Consider the following 22,238-nt stretch of genomic DNA (forward strand, 5'->3'; position numbering starts at 1 on the left):
ATCCGGCGTGCTCCCGCCCGTCAGGCGGCCGACACGGTCCGGCGCAGCATGTTTCCGAGCCGCCGCGCGTACCACCGCTGGACGAGCGGTACGAGAGGGCCGGCGAGCCGCGCGTACCAGCGGGCGGGCCGCGAGAAGGCCGTCACGCTGAACCAGAGGTCCCGTCCTCCGCCAGTTCCACGACGAAGCTCTCCTCGCCACGTTCGGGGTGCCGCGCGCGGGTGCCGTAGGCGAAGCCGGTGCGGTTGTCCTCGTACACCGCCCAGACGACTTCGCAGGGAGCGACGACGCGGAACCGTCCGATTCCCGCCGACACCTCGACCAGGACCCCGGCCGCCGCCCGGGCGGCCGAGGCGTTCACACGTGCCCCGGCCGCCCGGTGCATGCGCCACTCGGTGACAGCGGCTCCCGCGGCCTCGAACCCCGCCTGGCCGGTGCCGATGCGGGCCCTGTGGTGCAGGTGGTCGTAGCCGTCGGGGAGGGGCCCGAGCCGGGTGGCTCCGACCTCGGGGTATGTGAGGGTGTTCATCGGTACTCCTTCGTGGATACCCCCACCTTGAGGTGGGGGAGGAGACGAAGCACCTGCGGAGCAGGGCTGCGAGTCAAACGGTTCCGCCTTCCGGCCGGTTGAGGTCCTGGAGCTGGCGCCGGGCCAGCAGAGCACAGAGCGCGAAGCCCAGTGCGTTGCCGAGTCCGTGCGTGGCGGCCATCCAGGTCAGTGTGGGGTGGGGCAGTCCGGTGGCCTCGCCGAGCGCCCAGCTCAGCGCGAGCGCCATCGTCGCCACGAGTACCGTGGCCGAGACGGCGAGCATGACACGTGCGGCGCGGTCGACCAGGGACACAGCGCCCACCTCGTCTCACGTCGGCGAACTGAATTGAACGCGTTCAGTTCTTGCGGTGCCGAGCATAGGGTCTCTTCTGAACGCGTTCAAGCGTCGTTTCGGTCGAGGAATCGGGCAAATAATGGCAGAGTGGCGCATATGGATGATCGGGCGGGTGCCCTGTCACTCCCGGACGACTGGCCCGCCCACCCGGATCTCAGCCTCGCCCTGAACCGAATGGGCAGCTTCGACTGGGATCTGGACAGCGGCCTCATGCACATGGACGAGCCCGCCCTCGACGTGTTCGACCTGCGAGCCGACGAGTACGACGGCGATCCGTCGACGCTCGGGCAACGTGTGCCCGCGGACGAGGCGGTGCGGCTCGACGGGCTGGTTTCCCAGGCGCTGAAGAGCGGCCGGAGCAACTACGGCGCGTACTTCCGCCGGACGAGGCGCGACGGCACCCCATGCTGGACCCACACCCAGGGGTTCATCCGCCGGGACGGCACCGGCCGGCCCCGCCGGATCATCGGCATCGTCCGCGACGCCACCCAGGAGCTGGCCGAGTCCACGGCCCGCCGGACCGTCGACGAGGGACGGCGCCGGCGCACCAGCCTCGTCGAGGGGACCACGGCCGCCCTGGCCCACGCGCGGACGGTCAAGGACGTCACCGAGGTGCTCAAGAGCTCCCAGGGTCTCGCCAACCTGGGGGCCACCAGCCTCGTCATGGGCCTGCTGGAGTCCGGTCGCATCCACCTCGTGGCCGACGGACCCGTGGGGGCGTTCGTGCAGGGCACCCGCTACACCCGGGTGGACGAGCCCTACCCGATGAGTGAGGTGATCCGCACGCTCACCCCACGCTTCATCGAGAGCGCCGAGGACTTCGCCGCCTCGTATCCCATCCTCTGGCCGCACATCAGTCACCTCGGCATCACCGCCGCCGCCTACATGCCCCTGATCGCCCAGGCCCGCCCCATCGGGGCGCTCGGACTCCTCTACGGCGACAAGGCCGGATTCACCGCCGACGAGCGCAATCTGCTCGTCGCGCTCGGCAGCTCGATCGCCCAGAGCCTCCAGCGGGCCATGCTCTACGAGCAGGAGCACGACCTCGCCGAGGGCCTCCAGCAGGCGATGCTCCCGCGCCGGATCCCGGAGGTGCCGGGGGCGCAGGTCGCCGTCCGCTACCGCTCCGCCCGGCTGGGACGCGACATCGGCGGCGACTGGTACGACATCATCGCGCTCCCCGGAGGCCGGGTCGGCGCCGTCATCGGCGACGTGCAGGGGCACGACACGCACGCGGCGGCCGTCATGGGCCAGCTCCGGATCGTGCTGCGCGCCTACGCCGCCGAGGGCCACAGCCCGGCCACGGTGATGGCACGGGCCTCCGTCTTCCTACACGAGCTCGACACGGACCGCTTCGCCACCTGCACCTATGCCGAGGCCGACCTGACCACCGGAGTGGTGCAGCTGGTCCGGGCCGGTCACGTCGATCCCGCCCTCCGGGACGTTGACGGCAGCTGCCGCAAGCTGCCCGTGGACGGCGGGCTGCCGCTGGGGCTCTCCGCCGAGTTCGGGCGGCTCGAATACCCCGTCAGCACCGTAGACCTCGATCCGGGCCAGACGATGATCCTCTACACCGACGGCATGGTGGAACTCCCCGGAACCGACCTCGACGAAGGCATGCGGCTGCTCGCCTCGACCGTGGCCGACGGGCCGGAGGACCTGCAGAAACTGGCCGACCGGCTCTGCGAAGTCATCGACGAGCGCGGCGGCGAGGACGACATGGCGGTGCTGCTCCTGCGCCGCAACGCCGCCCACGCCCCGCATCCGGGCGGCCGGCTCCAGCAGCACGTCGCACAGAACGACCCCGAGGCGCTCAGTTCGTGCCGTCACATGATTCGGGCGGCGGTGCGCGCCTGGGGTGCCAAGGAGCGAGCGGACGAGGTCGAACTCGCCGCCGACGAGCTGATCACCAACGCGCTGATGCACACCGACGGCGGCGCCATCGTCACCATCCGGGTGCTCACCGGACCCGAGCGGCGCCTCAGGGTCGACGTCGAGGACCGCTCCAGCGCGTTGCCGCGCCGCAGGGAGGCGGGGGAGTCCGGGGTGTCGGGCCGTGGCCTCATGCTCGTCGACCGGCTGACCGATGTGTGGGGAGTGGAGTCCCGAGGCAACGGCAAGTGCGTGTGGTGCGAATTCCTCATCCGGGGCCACCGGTAGCGCCGTCGTCAGGGCGCCGACAGACTGTAACAGTACGTAATATGCCCATGCTTGACCGTAACCGACCTGTAGGGATTGACTTCGATCCCGCCGTTCCGCTGTCGACGACGCGAGGCCCCGTTGAGTACCGAGCTCCTGGCACCTCTTGATCTGGCTTTCTGGCACCTCGAAACCGATGCCCATCCGATGCACCTCGGCGCGCTGGCCGTCTTCGAGCCGGCCTCCGGTGCGCAACCGCGGGAGCTGCTCGAACTGCTCGGGGCCCGCGCCGCCGCCATCCCCCGGCTGCGCAGGCGGGTACGCGACGTCCTGCTGCCCGTAGGGGGCGCGGCCTGGTTCACCGACAAGGACTTCGACGTGCACCGGCACGTCAGGCGGATCGTGCTCAGCGGGGACGACTTCATGCCGCAGGCGACGCGGCTCGCCGGTGAGCTCATGGAGCAGCCACTGGAACGGGGCCTGCCGCCCTGGCAGATGTACGTGCTGGACAGCGCGGGCGACGGCCCGTTCGCCGTGCTGGTCAAGCTGCACCACGCCCTCGCCGACGGGATGCGCGCCGTCGCCATCGGCGCGGGGATCTTCGACCAGATCGCGTCCGCCGCCCCCGGCCGCGGCGCGGTACGCCGCCTGAACCCGGTTCCGCCCCGTCCGTGGCTGCCCGGCCCGTACGAGGCGGCGGGTATGGCGCTTGACCGGCTCGGCGACGTACGCCGGGCACTGGGCGTAGGGGCGTCCGTCGTGCGCGCCAGCCGCCTCGATCTCCGCGGATCGACGGCGCTGACCGCGCGCTCCAGCGGAACACGCCGCCTGGCCACCGCTGAGCTCGACGCCGACACCGTGCAGCGCATCCGTCGCATCGAGGGAGGCACGGCCAACGACGTCCTGCTCGCACTGGTCGCCGGCGCGCTACGCCGCTGGATGCTCGAACGGGGCGAGGCTCTGCCGGGCGCCGACCCACGCGCCCTAGTGCCCGTGTCGCGCCGCCGGCCGGGCGGCGCTGCGACCGGCAACAGACTCTCCGCCTACCTCCTGGGGCTCCCCGTCGGCGAACCCGACGCGCGGGAACGCCTGCGCCTCGTGCGCACGGGGATGAACCGAAACAAGGCGGCCGGGCCCCTGCGCGGCGCCGGAGCGGTCGCCGTGCTGGCCGATCAGCTGCCGGCGCTGGCACACCGGTTCGGGGCGCCGCTGGCCGGGAACGCGGCCCGGATGCTCTTCGACGTGCTCGTCACAAGCGTGCCCCTGCCGCGGTCGGCTCTCTCGCTCGGCGGCTGCCCCCTGCGAGCCGTCTACCCGATGGCTCCGCTTGCCTGCGGTCAGTCGCTCGCCGTCGCACTGTCCACGTACGGCGGCAGGGTTCAGGTCGGACTTGTCGCCGACGGCAAGGCGCTGCCGGACCTCGACCGGCTGGCGGCCGCGGTGCACGACGAGCTCCGCGAGCTGCACGCTCTCCTGCCCACGGTGCCCGCTCCCGCGTGACGGCCTGTCGCCGCACCCCTGTTGACGCGCCCGAGTGATCCGATGCGTCCGCGCGTCCTGTGCGGCAGGCTGGGGGCATGCCCGAACTGCCGGAAGTCGAAGCCCTGCGGGACTTCCTCGACGACCATCTGGTCGGCAAGGAGATCGTCCGCGTACTCCCGCTCGCGATCAGCGTCCTGAAGACGTACGATCCGCCGCCGACCGACCTCCAGGGCTCCACCGTCACCTCCGTGGCCAGGCACGGCAAGTTCCTCGACATCACGGCCGGCTCCCTCCATCTGCTCATTCACCTCGCGCGCGCGGGCTGGCTGCGGTGGAAGGACAGCTTCCCCGCCACCCCGCCACGTCCCGGCAAGGGGCCGCTCGCGCTGCGGGTGGTGCTCGCCGGGGGCGACGGATTCGATCTGACGGAGATGGGAACCACCAAGCGCCTCGCGGTCCATCTGGTGCGCGACCCCGCCGACGTCCCCGGGGTCGCGCGACTCGGCCCCGACCCGCTCGCCGACTCCTTCGACCGGGACGCGTTCGCGACGCTGCTCGGTGGGGAACGCCGGCAGATCAAGGGAGCCCTGCGCGACCAGTCCCTGATCGCGGGTATCGGCAACGCCTACAGCGACGAGATCCTGCACGTCGCGAAGATGTCGCCCTTCAAACTCACCACGTCCCTCGGTGACAACGAGATCACCCACCTCTACCACGCGATGCGCACCACCCTCCAGGAGGCCGTCGAACGATCCCGGGGAGTCGCGGCGGGCCGGCTCAAGGCCGAGAAGAAGAGCAGCATGCGCGTCCACGGCCGCACGGGCCTGCCCTGCCCCGTCTGCGGTGACACCGTGCTGGAGGTGTCGTTCAGCGACTCATCGCTCCAGTACTGCCCCACCTGCCAGACCGGAGGCAAGCCCCTCGCCGACCGGCGGCTGTCCCGCCTGCTCAAGTAGGCCGGGCGGTCAGTGCCACCGGCGGACGCGCCCCTGCCACCAGGCCCCGAGCGGCCCGGCCGTCGCGGGCGGGACTTCGGCCGGCATCCGGTGCGAGTAGGCGACCAGCCGGTCCACGACCTCGTCGAACTCGCGCACCTGGATCACGCACACGGAACACCGCGTCAGGTGCTCCTCGAAACGGAAGGCGTCGGCAGTCCCGAGCACCCCGAGTGCATAGGCTCCGGCGTCGCGGTGAGGTTCGATGGCGCGCATGCACTCAGGTACGCGACGGACCCGGGAATCACTCAAGCCGTCACACCCGGACAGGACCTAAACTCCGGCCTCATGCTGCGCGTACTCGCCGTCGACGACGAAGAACCCGCCCTGGAGGAGCTCCTCTACCTTCTGCGCGCCGATCCCCGCATCCGCAGCGCGGAAGGCGCCACCGGCGCGACCGAGGCGCTGCGCCGTATCGGCGGTGCCGTCGACGCGGGACCGGATGACCCCTCGGCGATCGACGTCGTGTTCCTCGACATCCACATGGCGGGCCTGACCGGACTAGACGTGGCGCAGCTCCTGGCCGGTTTCGCCGCGCCCCCGCTCATCGTCTTCGTCACCGCGCACGAGGGCTTCGCCGTGCACGCCTTCGACCTCAAGGCGGTCGACTACGTCCTCAAGCCGGTCCGCCGCGAGCGCCTGGCCGAGGCCGTGCGCCGAGTCGCCGAACAGGTCGGCGAACGCTCCGCGCCCGTCCACGACACCGCGGCCGACCAGGTCGCCGTGGAGCTCGGGGGAGTGATCCGCTTCGTGCCCGTCGACGACATCGCGTACGCCGAGGCGCAGGGCGACTACGCCCGGCTGCACACCGCGACCGGCAGCCATCTCGTCCGCATACCGCTCACCACGCTCGAGGAACGCTGGCGCTCCCGGGGCTTCGTGCGCATCCACCGCCGCCACCTCGTGGCACTGAACCGGATCGACGAACTCCGGCTCGACGCGGGCAGCATGAGCGTCCGCATCGGGGCGGCCGAGCTCGCCGTCAGCCGTCGACACACCCGCGCCCTTCGTGACCTCCTCATGCGGCAGACCGGCCGCTGACCTGGCCCTACCCGGCCCGGGCCCCTTCCCAGCGCGCACCCGCGCCGCCTACACTCCGGGCCCATGTCCGCAGAGAGCACGCCCCGGCGCGAGGTGGTCACGGGCGAGCCCCGGCGCGTGCGTCCGCTGCCCCGATACCGCGCACAGTCGGAGATCGACGAGCAGACGGCGCTCGGCGGCGCCTACGTACGTTCGCTGATGCGCAGCCAGCTCAGGGCCGGACTCACGGCCTTCGCCGTGCTCGCCCTCGTGGCGGGAACCCTGCCGCTCGTCTTCGAGGCGCTGCACAGCAACACCGTCGTATGGGCGGTGCTCGGATTCGCCACCTACCCACCGCTCACGCTGGCCGCCTGGTGGTACGTGCGCAGGGCGGAGCGCAACGAGCGCGACTTCGCCCGGCTCGTGGAAGGCCGCCCCGCACCGTGAGCCCACCCGGACACCCGGCCGCGGTCGCCGCGGTCGCCCTCGTCGTCCTGGCCACCGTCCTCGTCGGCGGTTTCGGGCTGCGGATCTCCCGGACGACCTCCGACTTCTACGTCGCCTCGCGCACCGTGCGGCCGCGCCTCAACGCCGCCGCGATCAGCGGTGAGTACCTCTCGGCCGCCTCCTTCCTCGGTATCGCGGGCCTGGTTCTCGTGCACGGCCCCGACATGCTCTGGTACCCGGTCGGGTACACCGCCGGATATCTGGTGCTGCTGGTCTTCGTGGCGGCGCCGCTGCGCCGCTCGGGGGCGTACACCCTGCCCGACTTCGCGGAGGGGCGGCTCGAATCGCGTCAGGTGCGCCGACTGGTCAGCGTCTTCGTCGTGGGCGCGGGCTGGGTCTACCTCGTGCCGCAGCTCCAGGGGGCCGGTCTCACCCTGAAGACCCTCACGGGTGCGCCCGGCTGGCTCGGTGACGTGCTGGTCGCGTCCGTCGTCGTGGTCGCCGTCGCGGCCGGGGGGATGCGGTCGGTCACTTTCGTACAGGTCTTCCAGTACTGGCTGAAGCTCACCGCGCTCCTGGTGCCCGCGATCTTCCTCGTGCTCGCCTGGCAGGGCGACGGCCGGCCCCGTGTCACCTTCGACGAGCAGATGTCCGTCTTCCGGGCCGACCATCCGCTCTACGCGACGTACGGGCTGATCGTGGCGACCTTCCTCGGCACGATGGGGCTGCCCCACGTCGTCGTCCGCTTCTACACGAGCCCCAACGGCCGCGACGCCCGCCGCACCACCGTCGCCGTCCTCGCGCTGGTCGGCCTGTTCTATCTGCTGCCCCCCGTCTACGGGGCCCTGGGACGGCTGTACGCGCCCGAGCTCATACACGGCGGTGACGCCGACGCCGCCGTACTCCTGCTGCCCGCCCGGGTCATCGGCGGCCTCGGCGGCGACCTGCTCGGCGCGCTCCTCGCAGGCGGTGCGTTCGCGGCGTTCCTGTCCACGGCCTCCGGGCTCACCATGGCCGTCGCCGGAGTGATCACCCAGGACGTCCTGCCCTCGCGCGGCGTACGGCACTTCAGGCTGGCGACCGTCCTTGCCATAGCGGTGCCGCTGACGGGCTCGCTGCTGGTCAGCCGGGTGCCTGTGGCCGACGCGGTGGGCATGGCGTTCGCGGTCTCCGCGTCCTCCTTCTGCCCCTTGCTCGTCCTCGGCATCTGGTGGCGGCGCCTCACCCCGCCCGGCGCCAGCGCCGGACTCTTGCTCGGGGGCGGTTCCGCCCTGCTCTCCGTGGCCATCACCGTCAGCGGCGCGGTCCGCCCGCCGGGCTGGCCGCACGCCCTGCTGGCCTGGCCCGCCGTCTGGTCCGTACCGGTCGGCTTCCTCGCGATGGTTCTGGTCTCCCTCGCGACCCCGGGACGGATACCGCCCGGCACCAACGCCGCCATGACACGGTTCCACCTGCCTGAAGCGCTGACCTCGGGGCGCGGGCGGTGACCGGGGCGGGTATCGCCGCCATCGCGGTGCTGGCGCTGCTGCTGTTCGGGACCGGTTTCCTGCTCGGCCGCACCGCCCGTCCCGTGCGCACCAGCGACGTGGGCACGCCCGTCGAGCACGCCACCTTCGAGACGCTGCACACCGCCTCCCTCGCCGCGCCTCCGCTGCGCGCCGGACTCACGGAGGAGAGCGCGCGCCGATCCGCGCGACGGCTGCGCTCACTGCTCGGCACGGACGCGCTCTGCATGACCGATCGCGACCGGATGCTCGTGTGGGACGGAGAGGGGGAACACCACGGCAAGGACGTGATGTACCACGTCGAAGCGCTCCTCGCCAGCGGCCGGGACACCGCCTTCCACAGTGACTGCGGCGACATCGACTGCCCCCTGCGCTGGGCCGTCGCCGTTCCGCTGACGGTCGACCACCGCGTCCTCGGCACCCTTGTGGCCTACGCGCCCCGGGAATCAGCGGTGCTCGCCAGGGCAGCGGGAGAGGTGGCACGCTGGGTCTGCGTACAACTGGAACTCGCCGAGCTCGACCGGTCGCGTACGCAGCTCATCGAGGCGGAGATCAAGGCGCTCCGGGCCCAGATCTCCCCGCACTTCATCTTCAACTCCCTGGCCGCGATCGCCTCGTTCGTCCGGACCGACCCGGAGCAGGCGCGTGAACTCCTGCTGGAGTTCGCCGACTTCACGCGCTACTCGTTCCGCCGGCACGGTGACTTCACCACCCTGGCGGACGAGCTGCACTCCATCGACCAGTACCTCGCGCTGGTCCGGGCCCGATTCGGCGAGCGATTGTCCGTCACCCTCCAGGTCGCCCCCGAGGTGCTCCCCGTCGCGCTGCCGTTCCTGTGCCTGCAGCCGCTGGTCGAGAACGCCGTCAAGCATGGCCTGGAGGGGGCCGTCACCCACCCCCGGGCACTCGACGCGACCCGGGGGGCGGACGTCCCGATCCGCATCACGATCAGTGCGCTGGACGCCGGTGCCGAGGCCGAGGTGGTCATCGAGGACGACGGGACGGGCATGGATCCCGAACGTCTGAGGCAGATCCTGCGGGGGGAGGGCGGCACATCGAGCGGCGTCGGTCTGCTCAACGTGGACGAACGCCTGCGCCAGGTGTACGGCGACGACTACGGGCTCGTCATCGAGACGGGCCTCGGAGCCGGCACGAAGATCACACTGCGGCTTCCCAAGTACCGGGCGGGTGTGCACGGTTCCTGACCACCGGCGCGGGGCCGGTGGACCATCACCCGTCCGGGATCTCAGTAGAGGTGGACGGCCAGATGCCCGAGGGGCAGACCGAGCTGCCACGCCGGCGTCCAGACCTGCGCCTCGCCGTCCTCGTCACCCACCGGCTCCCACGGTGCCGGGCCGATTGCGTCGAGGTCCGCGGCCAGCAGTTCGGTGTCCTCCAGCCACCGCCAGGCCGCGCGTGCCATCGCCAGGTCAGGGTCGGCGCGCCCGTCGGGACCGCTGGGCCGCGCGATCGCCTCCAGCCGGGCGCAGACCCACCTGCGCCATGACGCGCCGTACGCGGTGAGCAGCCGCAGCTCGTCCACCCTCACGGCGGGCAGTCCCTCGGCCGCCGCCCCGTCGGAGAGGAAGATCGTCAGGGCGAGCGCGTCCCGCCCGGCCCGGAACTCCAGGGTGGTCGGCTCCATGAGGTCCCCGGTCACGAGCAGTTCGTCCGCGATGTACTCGGAGTACATCCACGCCATCGGCACCAACAGCCCGCCCCCGCCGGCTTCGTCGCAGTAATCGGGACGCATCCCGTCTCGCCTCTTTCGTCTACTCGGCACCGGGCCACACGCAGCATTGAACCGGGGGCGCGTGCCCCGCGTGGGCAGAAGGGCAGGATCCGTCCGGAGAATCGAGGTGTGATGACCGCCGACCGCGGCGATGGCCCGCACGTACGGCAGTTGCTGGGCGCGTATGTGCTCGATGCCCTGGCCGCCGACGAGAGCGGTCCGGTCGCCGGCCACCTCCAGCGGTGCGCGGTGTGCGCGGCCGCCTACGTGGAGGTCGCGGAGGCGGCGTCCCTGCTGGGGCTGGTGGACGAGGAGGACCTGCTCGAATAGCCGGGAAGGTTCCGCGACAGGACGCGCAACGCGTAGTACGAACGGGACTTCACCGTGCCCGGCGGTATCCCGAGCACCTGCGCCGTCTCGCGCACGCTGAGCCCGCGGAAGTAGATCTGCACGAGCACCGCGCGGTGCTCCGGGCTCAGCGTCCGTACGGCATCGCGCACGTCCAGCGAACGGGCCGCGGCCTCAGCGGTGTTGTCCCGGGCAGGCGCGGTCTCCAGAACCACGTCACTGACCTCGGCCGGCCGCGCCTGGCGGGACCTCCGTGCGTCGATGGCCAGGCGCCGCGCGACGGTGAACAGCCACGGACGCATCGAGTCGTAGGGGGCGTCGAAGGCCTCGGGGTGCTGCCAGGCGCGTACGAGCGTCTCCTGAAGCAGATCCTCCGCCCGCTGCCGGTCACCGAACGTCAGCCCCAGCAGGAAGTGGAAGAGTGCGGGCCCGTGTTCCCTCTGCATCCGGGCGAGTTCCCGTTCATCTGTGGTCGCGGTGATCATGGTGAACGTCCCTTCCCGAAGAGGCCCCTGACGCCTCGCTCCCGCCTGGCGTATACGAACGCATCAGGGCGCGGCGGAACAGGCGGTGCACCGAGGCGTGCGCCGAGCGGTCGCACGGAGCGGCGAATGGTGCGGTGAACGGTCATCCGCAGGCGATACGGCCGGTTCAGGTACTTCACGGCTTTTGTCCTTGACTCGGCAGTATGGATATATGTGTAGTCGGATGGCTAGAACTGTCCGAACAGGGAGTCGTGCTGATGACGAAGCGCATCCGACGGACCGCGGCGATCGCTGTCGCCGGCCTGCTGGCCACAGTGACGGCCTGCTCCGGTTCGTCCTCTTCACCCCCGGGCTTCGCGGGCCGCCACCTCGCGGCCGGTCGCGGTGCGCACGGTGCGGACAGCGGCGGGGGTGTCTTCACACTTCTGGCCGCGGGCGGCATCCTCCCGCACTCCCCGCTCATCGACCGGGCGGCGGACGACACCGACGGACAGGGTTACGACTTCCGCCCGATGCTGAAGGGTGCGGCCCGAGCCGTCTCGGGTGCGGATCTGGCCATCTGTCACATGGAGACGGTGTACGGGCAGCAGGGAGGCCCTTACACGGGCGCTCCGTCCTTCAAGTCGCCGCCCGAGCTCGCGACGGCCCTGCGCGCCATAGGATTCGACTCGTGCTCCACCGCATCCGACCACAGCCTGGACGACGGTTCCCAGGGCATCGGGCGGACACTCGACGCCCTGGACGAGGCGGGCGTCGCCCACGCCGGGTCCGCCCGTTCAGCGGTGGAAGCGTCGCGCCCCACCCTGCTCGTGGCGGGCAAGGGCAAGGGCGCGGCCAAGGTGGCCCATCTCGCCTACACCCAGGGCACCGCGGGCATCCCGATGCCGGCGGGGCGACCCTGGGCGGTCGGCCTGATCGACAAGGCGCAGATCGTCGCGGACGCGAGGAAGGCCCGTGAGGCCGGTGCGGACGTGGTGGTCGTCTCCCTGCACTGGGGCACCGAGTGGCAGGACGCTCCCGACGACGTCCAGCACACCCTCGGCCGCGAACTGACGGCTTCCGGCACCGGCGGCCGTCCCGACATCGACCTGATCCTCGGTACCGGGGCTCACGTTCCGCAGGCGTACGAGAAGGTCAACGGCACGTGGATCGTCTACGGGGCGGGAAACCAGATCGCCGGTCCGACGGCCGATCGCGAAGGGGTCCAGGACCCGCGCGCCGGGGAGAGCTCCATGGGCCGCTTCACCTTCGCGCCGCCGGTGGAACCGGGGCGGCGCTGGGCCGTGACGAAGGCCGAATTCGTACCGCAGTGGTTCGACCCGGAGGCGGGACGGATCGTCGGCCTCGCCCCGACGGCATCCGCCGGGGCGGGTGCGAGGGGCGCTCGGCTGCGCGGGATCCACGACCGCATCGGCCGCGTCGTCCTCAGTCGCGGCGCCGCCCAGGACGGACTCGTCGAGGGGCGGTGACCGGCGGGCGCCCGGCCGGCTCCCCGGAGGGTGTCCTACGGCACCACGGTGACCGGCCAGCGCCCGGACTTCACCAGACGTACGGCGACGGAACCGACGAAGCGGTGCCCGGCGGACTCCGAGGCGCCCACCACCACTGCGTCCGCCTTCAGTTCATCAGCCGCAGTCACGAGTCCGTTGTAGGGATCACCGCGGAACGTGTGGAACTCCCAGCGGACGTTCCATATGTCCTTGAGTCGCTCGGTGGCCTTTCTGATCTCGTTCACCAGCCCCTCCGCGACCTCACCCGTGGCGTCGGCGACCGGCGCGCCCAGGGCGGCGCCGGCCGGCATCACCGGCTGGACGTAGACGAGGGCGAGCATCGCGTTCTGCCGGCGTGCCAGGCCCGCGGCGTAGGCCGCGGCCCGCATCGAGGACTCGGAACCGTCGAGGCCCGCGACGATCACCTTGGGGCCGTCCGTGCCGCGCTCGAAGCGGTCTTCCTGCTGTTCTGCCACGGCCACGAGGGTAGCCGCTGTCGCCACGCGCACCGCCGCCGCCTCCACCTGCGCGGCGCAGCCCGCGGTGAAGACCGCGTGTGCACTGCATCCATCGGGTGCAATACGTGACCTCCCCGGTGTCGTCGAGCGGTGCCGGCGCAACTCCGTGCGAGCAGTTGTTCATGAAGCATGATCAGATTTCAGCGGACCGCCGAACGCTGCTGCGCCTGGCCCTTGCGCTCGGGGCCGCCACGGCCGTGCACATGATCGCGGCGGATCCGGCGGGTACGCCCGCTCGCCCGGGTGGCGAGCCGCAGCCGGCCCCGGCGGCTGGACCTCCGGCGAGCGCGCAGGCGGGCCCGGGCGCCTACCGGCTGCGACCCATGACCGCGGGGGCCCCGTCCCGCTTCCGGCCCGCCCCGCCCCCCGTCCGCACCCGGCCCTTCGAGGAAATGCCGGAGCTGGGGGGCGACGCCATGGTCCTCAGCTTCGACGACGGTCCCGACCCGCGGTACACCCCGGACATCCTGGCCGTCCTGCGCAGGTACGACGTCCGCGCGATGTTCTTCGTCTGCGGCGAGATGGCGGCGGACAACCGGGACCTGCTCCGCGAGATGGCCGACGACGGGCACGTGGTCGGCAACCACTCCTGGTCGCACCCGCTGATCCCGAAGCTCTCGCGGGCCGGTATCCGCGAGGAGCTGGGCAGCACGAGCGAGGTCATCGAGAAGGCGGTGGGTGCCCCACCGCTCTGGTACCGGGCCCCCTACGGCGCCTGGAACCGCAACTCCTTCGAGATCGGCGCCTCGATGGGCATGGAACCGATGGCCTGGACCGTGGACACCCTGGACTGGACCGAGCCGGGTGCCGACACCATCGTGCGCAGGGTCAAGAAGGGTGCGGCTCCCGGCGTCGTGGTCCTCTCGCACGACGCGGGCGGCAACCGCTCCCAGAGCGTGGCGGCCCTGCGGCGGTACCTGCCCGCACTCATCGAGAGGGGTTATCACCCGACGGTCCCGCGGCGGGTCTGAGCGAGGTGACACGGGGGCCCGGGGGCGGGCCGCCCCGTTCCCGGGAGCGGGGCGGCCCCCGGTTCCGACGGTCGCGGGGTGGAGGCGAGGCGGAGGGACCTGTCAGCGCGTCTCGACCAGCCGGGCGAACACCACCACGTTGCCGTCGTAGCCGTTGGCCTTCGTGTAGCCCCCGCCGCATGTGATGACCCGCAGCTCGGCGTAGCCGGTGTCGCCGTACACCCTGGGCCCGGGGAAGTCATCCTTGGCGAACACCTCGACGCCGTAGATCTCGAAGACCGCGGTGCGGTTGTCGTAGCGGGACACCTCGATGTGCTGCCCCTTGCTGAGCGAGCCCAGGCCGTAGAAGACCGCGGGGCCCGCCAGATTGTCGACGTGGCCCACCAGGACGGAAGTTCCGCGCTGGCCAGGCGCGATGCCGTTCTGGTACCAGCCCGCGAGGTTGGGGTCCTGGGCGGGCGGTGCCTCGATCCAGCCGGCGGGGTCCAGGTTGACGTCCACGATCGGGGCGTCGACCTGGATCGAGGGGATCTGTACGCGCTCGGCCGGGGCGTACGCCAGGGGCTGCACCGGCTCACCGTCGACCGGGGCGGACGGGGGTGTGTCCCGCGGGCCGGCCACCGAAGCCGCGGCGGCGGGTTGCGGTGGTCCGGGTGAGGTCTCCGCGCCATTGCGCATCAGCGCGAGCCCGGTGAGCATCACCAGGGCGATCGCACCCCACGGTGTACGTCTGATCCGCTCGCCGCCCCACTGGTCCCGGCCCATGGTTCTCCCTTCGTCGCGACATCGCCACGCTAGGCGCGGGTGTCCGCGGCGGCCATCAGGGAAGGGCGAACGGGTGTCGGCCGGCCGGGGCCGACCGACACCGCCTTCTCTTCGGAGTAATCAGCGGATAAAAGTTCTGACGGTCCGTGACCTGCGAGTCCGTCAGATCAGAGGTACGCCGCCCGGCGTGTCGGCTCACCGGGGTGGAGCAGTGTCGAAATGCGCGGCTTGCAGTATTTAGTGAGTGTTCGTCATGGGATGCGTTTTCTTCGACAGATCCCGGAGGGCAGGACTCCGGGGCGCGCTTCCCGCTGGAGGTTCAACGATGCGTGCTTCACGCGCTCTCGCGGTGACCGCGACCGCCTTCGCGGCGGTCGGGCTGGCCGCTCCGCTGGCCGCCGCCGGCGGCGGCCCGGGCAGCAACCCGAGCAACTTCCCGACCAACGTCACCGTCAACCCGTCCTCGGTCCACCAGGGCGCCACGATGAAGGTCAGCGCGGAGGGCTGCGGCCGTTCCGGCGGCCGGGTGTGGTCGAACGCGTTCCCCACGGTGAACCTGTCCCCGGGCCGGGTCGGTTACGCCACGGCGCACATCCGGCACGACGCGACGCCGGGTCAGTACAGCCTGTCCGTGAGGTGCAACAGCGGCGACAACAACTTCGGCGGCGGCAACGGTGGGAACGGGGGCAACGGCGGGAACGGGGGCGACGGTGGCAACGACCGCGGGAACGACCGCGGCAACGACTCCGGCAACCGCGGTGACCAGCACGACTCGGTCGCCACGGCCCGCTTCACCGTGCTCCCGTCCCGCGGCGCGCAGGGCGGCCTCGGTGGCTCGATGGGTCCCAGCTCGGTCGAGATGCAGGTGGGTGGCGGTCTCGTCGCCGCAGCAGCCCTGGGTGGTGCCGTCTTCGTCGTCCGTCGCCGGATGAGCAATGCGGCGATCTGACGCGTCGAAGCTCCTGCCCGGCCCGATACGCCCGTCGCCCCGAGTCCTGGACAGGACCCGGGGCGACTGTCGTATGTCCGCAAGAGGCGCCGTGCCGTCAGTGCTGACGGCTGGTGCGCCGCTTGCGCAGGACGTAGAAGGCGCCGGCCGACGCCGCCGCCACCAGAGCCGACCCGGCTGCGATCTCCGCGGGGTCCATGGTGTCGATGCTGCCGCCGAGGCCGCCCATTACTCCGTTGGGAGAAGCGGTGGAGCTGGTGGTGGGAGAGGTCGTCGGGGTGCTGGTGGCGCCACCCGAGATGGTCAGGTTCGCCGACCGGGTGGTCGATCCGCAGCGGAAGGTCACCTCGTAGACAGCGCCCCTCCTGGCCTCCCGGTCGACGGTGGCGGTCGCCGACCTGCCCCGTGGGATGGTCGTCGTGTCGAAAACACCCGAGAAAGCGGTCGCGTCACTGGTACAGCCCATGGCGCCGAGGGTGACCGACCCTCCCGGGGCGACCGTCGAGGGGGTGATGGTCGGAGTGAACGAGGTGGACGTGCCGCCGGTGAGCGTATGGGCCGATGCGGCCGGTGCCATAGAAAGGCAGGCGGCGGCGCCCAGCAGGGCGACGGGTGCGACACGTATCGCGCGCATGGTGAATCCTCCGGGTCCCGAGGGGCAGCCGCGGAACGGGTTTCCGCAAAGTATGGGAAATGCACCTCGATGCCCGAACGGTAGAAGCGTCGCATATCACCCGCGATCGGGGTCAGGCGAATGGGGCAGCCATGTCCCCCGGCCGGCGGACCGGGGCCGGGGGAGTGGGGCTGGGTCCGGCGCGTGCTTATCCGCCCGTCGCGCGGGGGAACAGGTCGACGAACGGGGCCGTCGTGGCGGAGATGCCGCGGCCGAAGGGGGCGTCGAAGTCCCAGATCAGGAAGAGCAGGAAGGCGATGAGGACGCTGAAGAGGCCCGCCAGGAGCAATTCGCGGAAGGTTCTGCGGATCTGGAGCGTGAAGATCAGCCCGACCGTGACCAGAGCTCCCGTGATCAGGCCGAACCAGACGACCCCCGGCATGGTCGCGCCCGCGTTCTGCCCCCGTGACCCCCGGGCGTCGTCGACGGCGGCCACCTGGTCCACCAGCGGCTGGTAGGCCTGGCCCTCGTGGTCCGTGCGGGGCTTGTACTCGGTGACGTCGGCACGCACCCGGTCGAGGAGCCTGGTCCCCTCCTCGGTGAGCGCACCGTGGTCCGTCATGTGCCTCCATTCGTCACCCACGACATGTGCCACGTAGGCGTCGACGTCGCTGCGGATACGGTCGCGGACCTCGGCCGGGTAGACGGCCGACCGGGCGCTGACCTCGTGCAGGGCCTGTGCCTCAAGGCGTACGGATTCCTGGGCGGCGCTGCGGCCCTCCCAGACACCGGCGATGGCGAGGCCGAGGACGATCGCGTAGACCACGCCGATCATCATCGTCATGTACTCGATGACGTCGGGCGTCTCGGAGGGGTCGTCGTCCTCGGCCACCCGGCGATTGCTGAGGACTGCGATGGTCAGGACGACGGCACACGCCGACGCCATGGCAATGGTCAGAACAAGCCATTCCGACATGGGATCCCTTCACGGTCAGCGGGAGGAGCGGGGGCGCAGCACGGCAACGGCGAAGACGGCCGGCGCGGTGATCAGAAGGGTGAGAGACACCAGTGACGGTCCGGACCGTGGTGCCTTGCGGGGTGGCTTGCGGTAGGTGGGCAGCGCCACCGGAGCGGGTGCCGGCGGGGCAGGGCGTGTGGTCGGCGGCGGTGGCGGAGCGGGCTTCGGCTTCGCGGGGGGCGGTGCGGGCGGTGCGGGCGGAGGGGGCGGTGCGGGCGGAGGGGGCGGAGGGGGCGGAGGGGGAGGCTCGGGCGCCTGTGCCGGTGGTGCCGGTGGTGCCGGTGGAGGCGGGGGCGGTGGAGGTGGCGGGGGAGGCGGAGGGGGTGGCGGTTCGGGTTCGGGCTCGGCGATGACCGCCGTGCACCGCCCCTCGCCCGAGACGGCGATGGACGATCCGTCCTCCCCCTGCCCGATGGAGGCCACCGCACAGTCGTCACCGAAGGCGGGCGGGGGGACGGCGAGCAGCACTAGCAGGGTGGTCGCTGTCAGCCGCCATATGCGTGATCCGTACACGCCGGGGAGCATGTTCCCCGCAGCCGCCGGACACGCGGCTGACGCAGGTGATTCGCCTGATGGTGGGGACATTCGGCGATTCGCGTTTGCGCCCGGCGGAACTTTCTGGGCGATGTATTGAACACCTGGACCCCGCCCGCCCGTACCTAGGGCCACGAAAGGCGCGGACTCGCGTCCTGGACGGCAGAAGGACTACGGGAGTCGACATGAATACCTGGCGGAACGCCTCTCTCGCGGTGACCGCGGCGGCCCTGTTGGCGCTGACGACGGCGTGCGGTCAGGAGCAGGGCACCGCGTCGCCCAACGGCCAGTCGGTGGGCAACGCGGCCGCCCAGCAGCCGGCGGACAGCGGATACGGCTCGGCCGGCGGTTACGGATCCGACGTCGGGGCGGACAGCGCACCCAAGGAGGCCGGCCAACTCGCCGTGTGGGAAAGCAAGAAGCTCGGCGAGGTACTGACCGACAGTGAGGGATTCACGCTCTACCGCTTCGACAAGGACACGGCCGAACCATCCAAGTCGAACTGCGAGGGCGACTGCGCGAAGACGTGGCCGGTGGTGTCCGCGGGCAACGCCACGGCCGCGGCGGGAACCGACGCCGAGCTCATCGGCGAGGTGACACGTGCCGACGGCACCAAGCAGCTCACCGTCGGCGGCTGGCCGATGTACCGCTACGCGAAGGACACCGGGCCCCAGGAGACCAACGGCCAGGGCGTCGGCGGCACGTGGTTCGCCTCGGCTCCCGACGGCAAGAAGGCGGTGGCCAACGCGGACGGAGCGGCGGCCGACCAGCCCGCCGACCTCGCGGGACTTTCGGTCCGAAAGGATCCGAAACTCGGCGACATCGTGGTGGACAAGCGCGGTATGACGGTTTACCGCTTCAAGAAGGACTCGGCGTGGCCGATGAAGTCGGCCTGCACAGGTGACTGCCTGAAGAAGTGGCCGGTCGTCAGTCCCGTGTCGAAGAATGACGTCGACGGAGTCACCACCAAGGGATTCGTCACCTTCAATCGCCCCGACGGCATCAAGCAGCAGTCGGTCGACTGCTGGCCGGTCTACACCTTCTCCGGTGATGCGAAGCCGGGCGACACCAACGGCCAAGGCGTCGGGGGCACATGGTACGCGGTCTCGCCCGAGGCGAAGCTCGTGGGAGCCCCGAAGTAGTCGTCGGCAGTCCCTTGGTACCGGTCCGTCGCCGAATGCGCACGCGCAGCGACGGACCGGTCGCACATGCCTGCGGTGTGTGACCAATAACGGATCTCTAATTTCCGTTTCCACTCGCTCTCCTGGCGGTCGATCAGTAGCCTCTGGTCAACACTGACCATGAACATGGCCGGATCGCCGTGGCGACTTGTTGGAGACATCGATGGAGCGTCCCGCCTGGGCACCGCAGGGCATTGACATCTCGGTGCCGAGCGTGTCTCGCATGTACGACTTCTATCTGGGCGGTTCGCACAATTTCGAGGTGGACAGGGAAGCGGCCCGCAAGGCCATGGAGTTCATGCCTGGTCTGCCCAAGGTCATGCAGGCGAATCGCGCCTTTATGCGGCGGGCCGTGCACTACGCCACCACTTCGGGCGTCAATCAGTTCCTGGACATAGGCTCCGGTATCCCGACCTTCGGCAATGTGCACGAAGTCGCCCAGGCCGACGACCCGGAGGCCCGGATCGCCTACGTCGACCACGACCCGGTCGCGGTCGCACACAGCCAGGCGGTCCTGGAGGGCAACGAACGGGCGGTCGTCGTCGCGGCGGATCTCCGTTCACCCATGGAGATCCTGGAGAACCCGGAGATCAACGCCCTCCTCGACCTCGACAAGCCGGTGGCGCTGCTCCTGGTCGCGGTCCTCCACTTCATCGAGGACGCCGACGATCCGTACGGGGCGGTCGCGGAGCTGAGCGAGGCACTCGCCCCCGGCAGTCTGCTCGTCCTGACCCACGCCTCGTACGAGGGCATCCCCCTCTCCCAGGAAGAGGCGGGCGGGACGGTCGGCGTCTACCGCAACATCCGCAACCCGCTGGTCATGCGGACCCGCGCCGAGGGCAGCCGCTTCTTCGAGGGGTACGAGATGGTCGAGCCCGGCCTGGTCTCCATGCCCGACTGGCGTCCCGAATCCCCCGGGGTCCGCGCGCAGGAGGACCCCTTCGCCTTCTCGGGCTTCGCCGGGGTTGGACGCAAGGCGTGAGCACTCCCGCCCAGTCGTCCGGCACGCCAGACGCGGAACCCGACGGCCCGGAGGGCCGTCTACGGAGATTCGCCACCATATGGAGCCGGGCGATCTTCCCCTCCACGGCCACCTCTCTGACCCGGCCGGAGTTCGAGGAGCACCTGCTGCCGCTCGCCCGGGAACTCGACCGGGCCCTGCACGCGCGGGTCTTCGACGCCGCACCCGCGCACGGTGTCGGGGGCTTGTTGGTCGCCGCACACTGCACGGACCCCGACGCGCTGAGTTCCACGCTCGGCGTCGTCGATTCCTACCTCGTGCTCTACTGCGGCGGCAACGGTCCGGTCGAGCTGTCGACCGAGGACAGCCGGGCACGCTGCGCGCGCATCCAGCACGCTCTCGCCGGCGGCTTCAGTCAGGCGCTTCGCGAGCGGACGCTCGCCGAACAGGAGGCGATCGCCCGCTCGGCCCTCACCGCCCGCTCGCACGCCGAGCAGGCACTGCACGCCACCGAGGCGCGCTTCCGCGCGGTCTTCAAGGACGCCGCCGTGGGGATCGGCATCGCCGATCTCGAAGGGAACATCCTGGAGATCAACGACACCCTCACCAGGATGTTCGGCGGTCTGGAGAACCACGTCCGCAGCCACAAGGTGAACGAGTGGGTCCACCCCGAGGACTCGCCGCACGTCTGGAAGTACTACGAGGAACTGGTGCGCGGCGATCGCGAGCACTACAGCGTCGAGAAGCCGTACTACCGCAACGACGGCACGGTGCTGTGGACCAATCTCACCGTGTCCCTGCTGCGGGACGCCGAGGGGCGGCCGCAGTACCAGCTCGCACTGATGGAGGACACGACCGAGCGCCGGCTGCTCAATCTTCGGCTGCGCTACGAGGCCACGCACGACGCGCTCACCGGCCTGCCCAACCGGACGCTGTTCTTCGAGCGGCTGGAGAAGGCGCTCGCGCCGAGGGACGGCATGCGCTTCGGGCTCTGCTACCTCGACCTGGACGGCTTCAAGGCGATCAACGACAGCCTGGGCCACGCCGCCGGTGACCGGCTCCTGGTCGAGGTCGCCGACAGGCTGCAGAGCTGCGCGACCGCCCCCGGCGAGATGGTGGCCAGGCTCGGCGGCGACGAGTTCGTCGCCCTCACGACCGGACCGCGCACGCAGGACGAGGTCCACGAACTCGCCGGACGCATCCTCTCGGCGCTCGCCACGCCCATCCGTCTCGACGGCAGGGAGCTGACGGTCCGCGGATCCATCGGCGTGGTCGAGGGCCCGTCGGGCGAACGCACGCCCGCGGAAGTGCTGCGGAGCGCCGACATCACGATGTACCGGGCCAAGGGGGCGGGCGGGAACCGCTTCGCGCTCGCCGACGCCGAGGCCGACGCGCGTGCCATCACCCGGCACGGGCTCACCACGGCCCTGCCCACGGCGCTCGACCGCGGCGAGTTCTTCATCGAGTACCAGCCGCTGGTGCACCTCGGTGACGGAAGCGTGCACGGTGCGGAGGCGCTGGTCCGCTGGTGCCACCCCCAGCACGGGGTGCTCGGCCCGGACCGGTTCATCCCGCTCGCCGAGCACACCGGGCTGATCGTGCCGCTCGGCCGCTGGGTGCTGGAGGAGTCCGTACGGCAGGCGAACTTCTGGCAGGAACGTCACACCGACGGCGGCCCCCTGCGGATCAACGTCAACCTCTCACCGACCCAGCTGCACCACCCCCGGCTGGTCGCCGAGACCGTGGACGTACTGGAACGCTCGGGCCTGGAGCCGGGTGCCCTCTGCCTGGAGGTCACCGAGTCCGCACTGATCGGCGCCGACGACGATCTGCTCAAACCTCTGCGCCAGCTGGCCGAGATGGGCGTCGACATCGCACTGGACGACTTCGGCACCGGCTACTCGAACCTGGCGAACCTGCGCCGTCTGCCGGTGAGCGTCCTGAAGCTGGACCGTTCCTTCACCCAGGGCATGCAGCACCACCCCGCCGATCCCGTCGACCTGAAGATCGTCGAGGGCATCGTCTCGCTCGCGCACAGCCTTGATCTCGCTGTCACGGTCGAGGGTGTCGAGACCCGGGCCCAGGCCGATCAGCTGCGACAGCTGGGCTGCGACACCGCCCAGGGGTGGTACTACGCGCGTCCGGGTGCCCCGGACGCGATCCACGCGCTCCTGCTGGCGGACGCGGTCTGACGGGACCGC

21 protein-coding genes and 2 pseudogenes are annotated in these 22,238 nt (G+C 71.0%); 14 read left to right on the forward strand and 9 right to left on the reverse strand.

The window, feature by feature from the left end; translation table 11 throughout:
* Positions 1 to 20 precede the first annotated feature (20 nt).
* A pseudogene (locus tag ACFU5K_RS14320) lies at positions 21 to 529 on the reverse strand (DUF1990 family protein).
* A 73-nt stretch (positions 530 to 602) separates the two neighbouring features.
* Positions 603 to 830: pseudogene (locus tag ACFU5K_RS14325) on the reverse strand (YndJ family transporter); the annotation flags it as partial.
* 150 nt (positions 831 to 980) lie between these two features.
* Between ACFU5K_RS14325 and ACFU5K_RS14330 the strand changes: the two are divergent.
* From ACFU5K_RS14330 to ACFU5K_RS14340, 3 genes are all read left to right on the forward strand, one after another.
* Entirely contained in the window at positions 981 to 3,044 is a 2,064-nt protein-coding gene (locus ACFU5K_RS14330; RefSeq protein ID WP_384060586.1) for a SpoIIE family protein phosphatase, read from the forward strand.
* A 120-nt stretch (positions 3,045 to 3,164) separates the two neighbouring features.
* Positions 3,165 to 4,523 carry a wax ester/triacylglycerol synthase family O-acyltransferase gene (locus tag ACFU5K_RS14335; protein ID WP_384060588.1) on the forward strand — a complete coding sequence of 453 codons (1,359 nt, stop codon included), beginning with the start codon at positions 3,165 to 3,167 and terminating at the stop codon, positions 4,521 to 4,523.
* A 77-nt stretch (positions 4,524 to 4,600) separates the two neighbouring features.
* On the forward strand, positions 4,601 to 5,461 hold the full coding sequence (locus ACFU5K_RS14340) for an Fpg/Nei family DNA glycosylase (protein WP_384060591.1): 861 nt from the start codon (positions 4,601 to 4,603) through the stop codon (positions 5,459 to 5,461).
* A gap of 9 nt (positions 5,462 to 5,470) precedes the next feature.
* On the opposite strand, the gene ACFU5K_RS14345 is transcribed toward ACFU5K_RS14340, so the two are convergent.
* Positions 5,471 to 5,716, reverse strand: a complete 246-nt coding sequence (locus tag ACFU5K_RS14345; protein ID WP_384060593.1) for a hypothetical protein — start codon at positions 5,714 to 5,716, stop codon at positions 5,471 to 5,473.
* A 72-nt stretch (positions 5,717 to 5,788) separates the two neighbouring features.
* Here ACFU5K_RS14345 and ACFU5K_RS14350 point away from each other — a divergent pair, with 72 nt between their 5' ends.
* The 4 genes from ACFU5K_RS14350 to ACFU5K_RS14365 all read left to right on the forward strand — a co-directional run bounded on the left by ACFU5K_RS14350 (position 5,789) and on the right by ACFU5K_RS14365 (position 9,677).
* Positions 5,789 to 6,541 carry a LytR/AlgR family response regulator transcription factor gene (locus ACFU5K_RS14350; RefSeq protein WP_384060595.1) on the forward strand — a complete coding sequence of 251 codons (753 nt, stop codon included), beginning with the start codon at positions 5,789 to 5,791 and terminating at the stop codon, positions 6,539 to 6,541.
* Between the two features lie 63 nt (positions 6,542 to 6,604).
* Positions 6,605 to 6,967, forward strand: a complete 363-nt coding sequence (locus ACFU5K_RS14355; RefSeq protein ID WP_384060598.1) for a hypothetical protein — start codon at positions 6,605 to 6,607, stop codon at positions 6,965 to 6,967.
* The gene (locus tag ACFU5K_RS14360; RefSeq protein WP_384060601.1) at positions 6,964 to 8,454 is read left to right on the forward strand and encodes a cation acetate symporter; all 1,491 of its coding nucleotides are present in this window, start codon (positions 6,964 to 6,966) and stop codon (positions 8,452 to 8,454) included. Before ACFU5K_RS14355 ends, ACFU5K_RS14360 begins: the two co-directional genes overlap by 4 nt.
* Entirely contained in the window at positions 8,451 to 9,677 is a 1,227-nt protein-coding gene (locus tag ACFU5K_RS14365; protein ID WP_384060603.1) for a sensor histidine kinase, read from the forward strand. Before ACFU5K_RS14360 ends, ACFU5K_RS14365 begins: the two co-directional genes overlap by 4 nt.
* Positions 9,678 to 9,718: 41 nt before the next feature.
* Here ACFU5K_RS14365 and ACFU5K_RS14370 read toward each other — a convergent pair whose 3' ends face one another.
* Positions 9,719 to 10,225 carry a hypothetical protein gene (locus ACFU5K_RS14370; RefSeq protein WP_384060605.1) on the reverse strand — a complete coding sequence of 169 codons (507 nt, stop codon included), beginning with the start codon at positions 10,223 to 10,225 and terminating at the stop codon, positions 9,719 to 9,721.
* A 111-nt stretch (positions 10,226 to 10,336) separates the two neighbouring features.
* Here ACFU5K_RS14370 and ACFU5K_RS14375 point away from each other — a divergent pair, with 111 nt between their 5' ends.
* Complete coding sequence (locus ACFU5K_RS14375) at positions 10,337 to 10,534, forward strand: zf-HC2 domain-containing protein (protein WP_384060608.1); 198 nt, start codon at positions 10,337 to 10,339, stop codon at positions 10,532 to 10,534.
* Here ACFU5K_RS14375 and ACFU5K_RS14380 read toward each other — a convergent pair.
* Positions 10,468 to 11,037 carry a sigma-70 family RNA polymerase sigma factor gene (locus tag ACFU5K_RS14380; RefSeq protein WP_384060610.1) on the reverse strand — a complete coding sequence of 190 codons (570 nt, stop codon included), beginning with the start codon at positions 11,035 to 11,037 and terminating at the stop codon, positions 10,468 to 10,470. The two genes, ACFU5K_RS14375 and ACFU5K_RS14380, sit on opposite strands and share 67 nt — an antisense overlap.
* 257 nt (positions 11,038 to 11,294) lie before the next feature.
* On the opposite strand from ACFU5K_RS14380, the gene ACFU5K_RS14385 reads away from it, so the two are divergent.
* Positions 11,295 to 12,506: a CapA family protein gene (locus tag ACFU5K_RS14385; protein ID WP_384060613.1), complete on the forward strand. Its 1,212-nt coding sequence runs from the start codon at positions 11,295 to 11,297 to the stop codon at positions 12,504 to 12,506.
* 35 nt (positions 12,507 to 12,541) lie between these two features.
* Here the strand turns inward: ACFU5K_RS14385 and ACFU5K_RS14390 are convergent, their stop codons facing one another.
* Complete coding sequence (locus ACFU5K_RS14390) at positions 12,542 to 13,003, reverse strand: universal stress protein (RefSeq protein WP_384060615.1); 462 nt, start codon at positions 13,001 to 13,003, stop codon at positions 12,542 to 12,544.
* Positions 13,004 to 13,167: 164 nt separating this feature from the next.
* Here ACFU5K_RS14390 and ACFU5K_RS14395 point away from each other — a divergent pair, with 164 nt between their 5' ends.
* The gene (locus tag ACFU5K_RS14395; protein ID WP_384060617.1) at positions 13,168 to 14,016 is read left to right on the forward strand and encodes a polysaccharide deacetylase family protein; all 849 of its coding nucleotides are present in this window, start codon (positions 13,168 to 13,170) and stop codon (positions 14,014 to 14,016) included.
* Between the two features lie 102 nt (positions 14,017 to 14,118).
* On the opposite strand, the gene ACFU5K_RS14400 is transcribed toward ACFU5K_RS14395, so the two are convergent.
* Positions 14,119 to 14,781 carry a class F sortase gene (locus ACFU5K_RS14400; protein ID WP_384060619.1) on the reverse strand — a complete coding sequence of 221 codons (663 nt, stop codon included), beginning with the start codon at positions 14,779 to 14,781 and terminating at the stop codon, positions 14,119 to 14,121.
* Positions 14,782 to 15,106: 325 nt separating this feature from the next.
* Here ACFU5K_RS14400 and ACFU5K_RS14405 point away from each other — a divergent pair, with 325 nt between their 5' ends.
* Positions 15,107 to 15,730 carry a hypothetical protein gene (locus ACFU5K_RS14405; RefSeq protein ID WP_384060622.1) on the forward strand — a complete coding sequence of 208 codons (624 nt, stop codon included), beginning with the start codon at positions 15,107 to 15,109 and terminating at the stop codon, positions 15,728 to 15,730.
* Between the two features lie 97 nt (positions 15,731 to 15,827).
* Here the strand turns inward: ACFU5K_RS14405 and ACFU5K_RS14410 are convergent, their stop codons facing one another.
* The gene (locus ACFU5K_RS14410) at positions 15,828 to 16,364 is read right to left on the reverse strand and encodes a hypothetical protein (RefSeq protein ID WP_384060625.1); all 537 of its coding nucleotides are present in this window, start codon (positions 16,362 to 16,364) and stop codon (positions 15,828 to 15,830) included.
* A gap of 187 nt (positions 16,365 to 16,551) precedes the next feature.
* Entirely contained in the window at positions 16,552 to 17,319 is a 768-nt protein-coding gene (locus tag ACFU5K_RS14415; RefSeq protein ID WP_384060628.1) for a hypothetical protein, read from the reverse strand.
* Between the two features lie 761 nt (positions 17,320 to 18,080).
* Here ACFU5K_RS14415 and ACFU5K_RS14420 point away from each other — a divergent pair.
* From ACFU5K_RS14420 to ACFU5K_RS14430, 3 genes are all read left to right on the forward strand, one after another.
* The gene (locus ACFU5K_RS14420; RefSeq protein ID WP_384060631.1) at positions 18,081 to 19,037 is read left to right on the forward strand and encodes an SCO0930 family lipoprotein; all 957 of its coding nucleotides are present in this window, start codon (positions 18,081 to 18,083) and stop codon (positions 19,035 to 19,037) included.
* Positions 19,038 to 19,239: 202 nt separating this feature from the next.
* Complete coding sequence (locus ACFU5K_RS14425) at positions 19,240 to 20,058, forward strand: SAM-dependent methyltransferase (RefSeq protein WP_384060633.1); 819 nt, start codon at positions 19,240 to 19,242, stop codon at positions 20,056 to 20,058.
* Complete coding sequence (locus ACFU5K_RS14430; RefSeq protein ID WP_384060636.1) at positions 20,055 to 22,229, forward strand: putative bifunctional diguanylate cyclase/phosphodiesterase; 2,175 nt, start codon at positions 20,055 to 20,057, stop codon at positions 22,227 to 22,229. The genes ACFU5K_RS14425 and ACFU5K_RS14430 overlap by 4 nt, the downstream gene beginning before the upstream one ends.
* Positions 22,230 to 22,238: the final 9 nt, after the last annotated feature.

Origin of the sequence: Streptomyces sp. NPDC057428 (assembly GCF_042803195.1) — a bacterium.
GTDB lineage: Bacteria > Actinomycetota > Actinomycetes > Streptomycetales > Streptomycetaceae > Streptomyces.

Excerpts from the sequence above, each read along its gene's own strand:
- ACFU5K_RS14385 (WP_384060613.1), top strand. The coding sequence starts at position 11,295 with ATGACGAAGCGCATCCGACGGACCGCGGCGATCGCTGTCGCCGGCCTG.
- ACFU5K_RS14380 (WP_384060610.1), bottom strand. The coding sequence starts at position 11,037 with ATGATCACCGCGACCACAGATGAACGGGAACTCGCCCGGATGCAGAGG.
- ACFU5K_RS14425 (WP_384060633.1), top strand. The coding sequence starts at position 19,240 with ATGGAGCGTCCCGCCTGGGCACCGCAGGGCATTGACATCTCGGTGCCG.
- ACFU5K_RS14340 (WP_384060591.1), top strand. The coding sequence starts at position 4,601 with ATGCCCGAACTGCCGGAAGTCGAAGCCCTGCGGGACTTCCTCGACGAC.
- ACFU5K_RS14405 (WP_384060622.1), top strand. The coding sequence starts at position 15,107 with ATGCGTGCTTCACGCGCTCTCGCGGTGACCGCGACCGCCTTCGCGGCG.
- ACFU5K_RS14415 (WP_384060628.1), bottom strand. The coding sequence starts at position 17,319 with ATGTCGGAATGGCTTGTTCTGACCATTGCCATGGCGTCGGCGTGTGCC.
- ACFU5K_RS14410 (WP_384060625.1), bottom strand. The coding sequence starts at position 16,364 with ATGCGCGCGATACGTGTCGCACCCGTCGCCCTGCTGGGCGCCGCCGCC.
- ACFU5K_RS14370 (WP_384060605.1), bottom strand. The coding sequence starts at position 10,225 with ATGCGTCCCGATTACTGCGACGAAGCCGGCGGGGGCGGGCTGTTGGTG.
- ACFU5K_RS14375 (WP_384060608.1), top strand. The coding sequence starts at position 10,337 with ATGACCGCCGACCGCGGCGATGGCCCGCACGTACGGCAGTTGCTGGGC.
- ACFU5K_RS14350 (WP_384060595.1), top strand. The coding sequence starts at position 5,789 with ATGCTGCGCGTACTCGCCGTCGACGACGAAGAACCCGCCCTGGAGGAG.
- ACFU5K_RS14395 (WP_384060617.1), top strand. The coding sequence starts at position 13,168 with ATGAAGCATGATCAGATTTCAGCGGACCGCCGAACGCTGCTGCGCCTG.
- ACFU5K_RS14400 (WP_384060619.1), bottom strand. The coding sequence starts at position 14,781 with ATGGGCCGGGACCAGTGGGGCGGCGAGCGGATCAGACGTACACCGTGG.
- ACFU5K_RS14355 (WP_384060598.1), top strand. The coding sequence starts at position 6,605 with ATGTCCGCAGAGAGCACGCCCCGGCGCGAGGTGGTCACGGGCGAGCCC.
- ACFU5K_RS14345 (WP_384060593.1), bottom strand. The coding sequence starts at position 5,716 with ATGCGCGCCATCGAACCTCACCGCGACGCCGGAGCCTATGCACTCGGG.
- ACFU5K_RS14420 (WP_384060631.1), top strand. The coding sequence starts at position 18,081 with ATGAATACCTGGCGGAACGCCTCTCTCGCGGTGACCGCGGCGGCCCTG.
- ACFU5K_RS14330 (WP_384060586.1), top strand. The coding sequence starts at position 981 with ATGGATGATCGGGCGGGTGCCCTGTCACTCCCGGACGACTGGCCCGCC.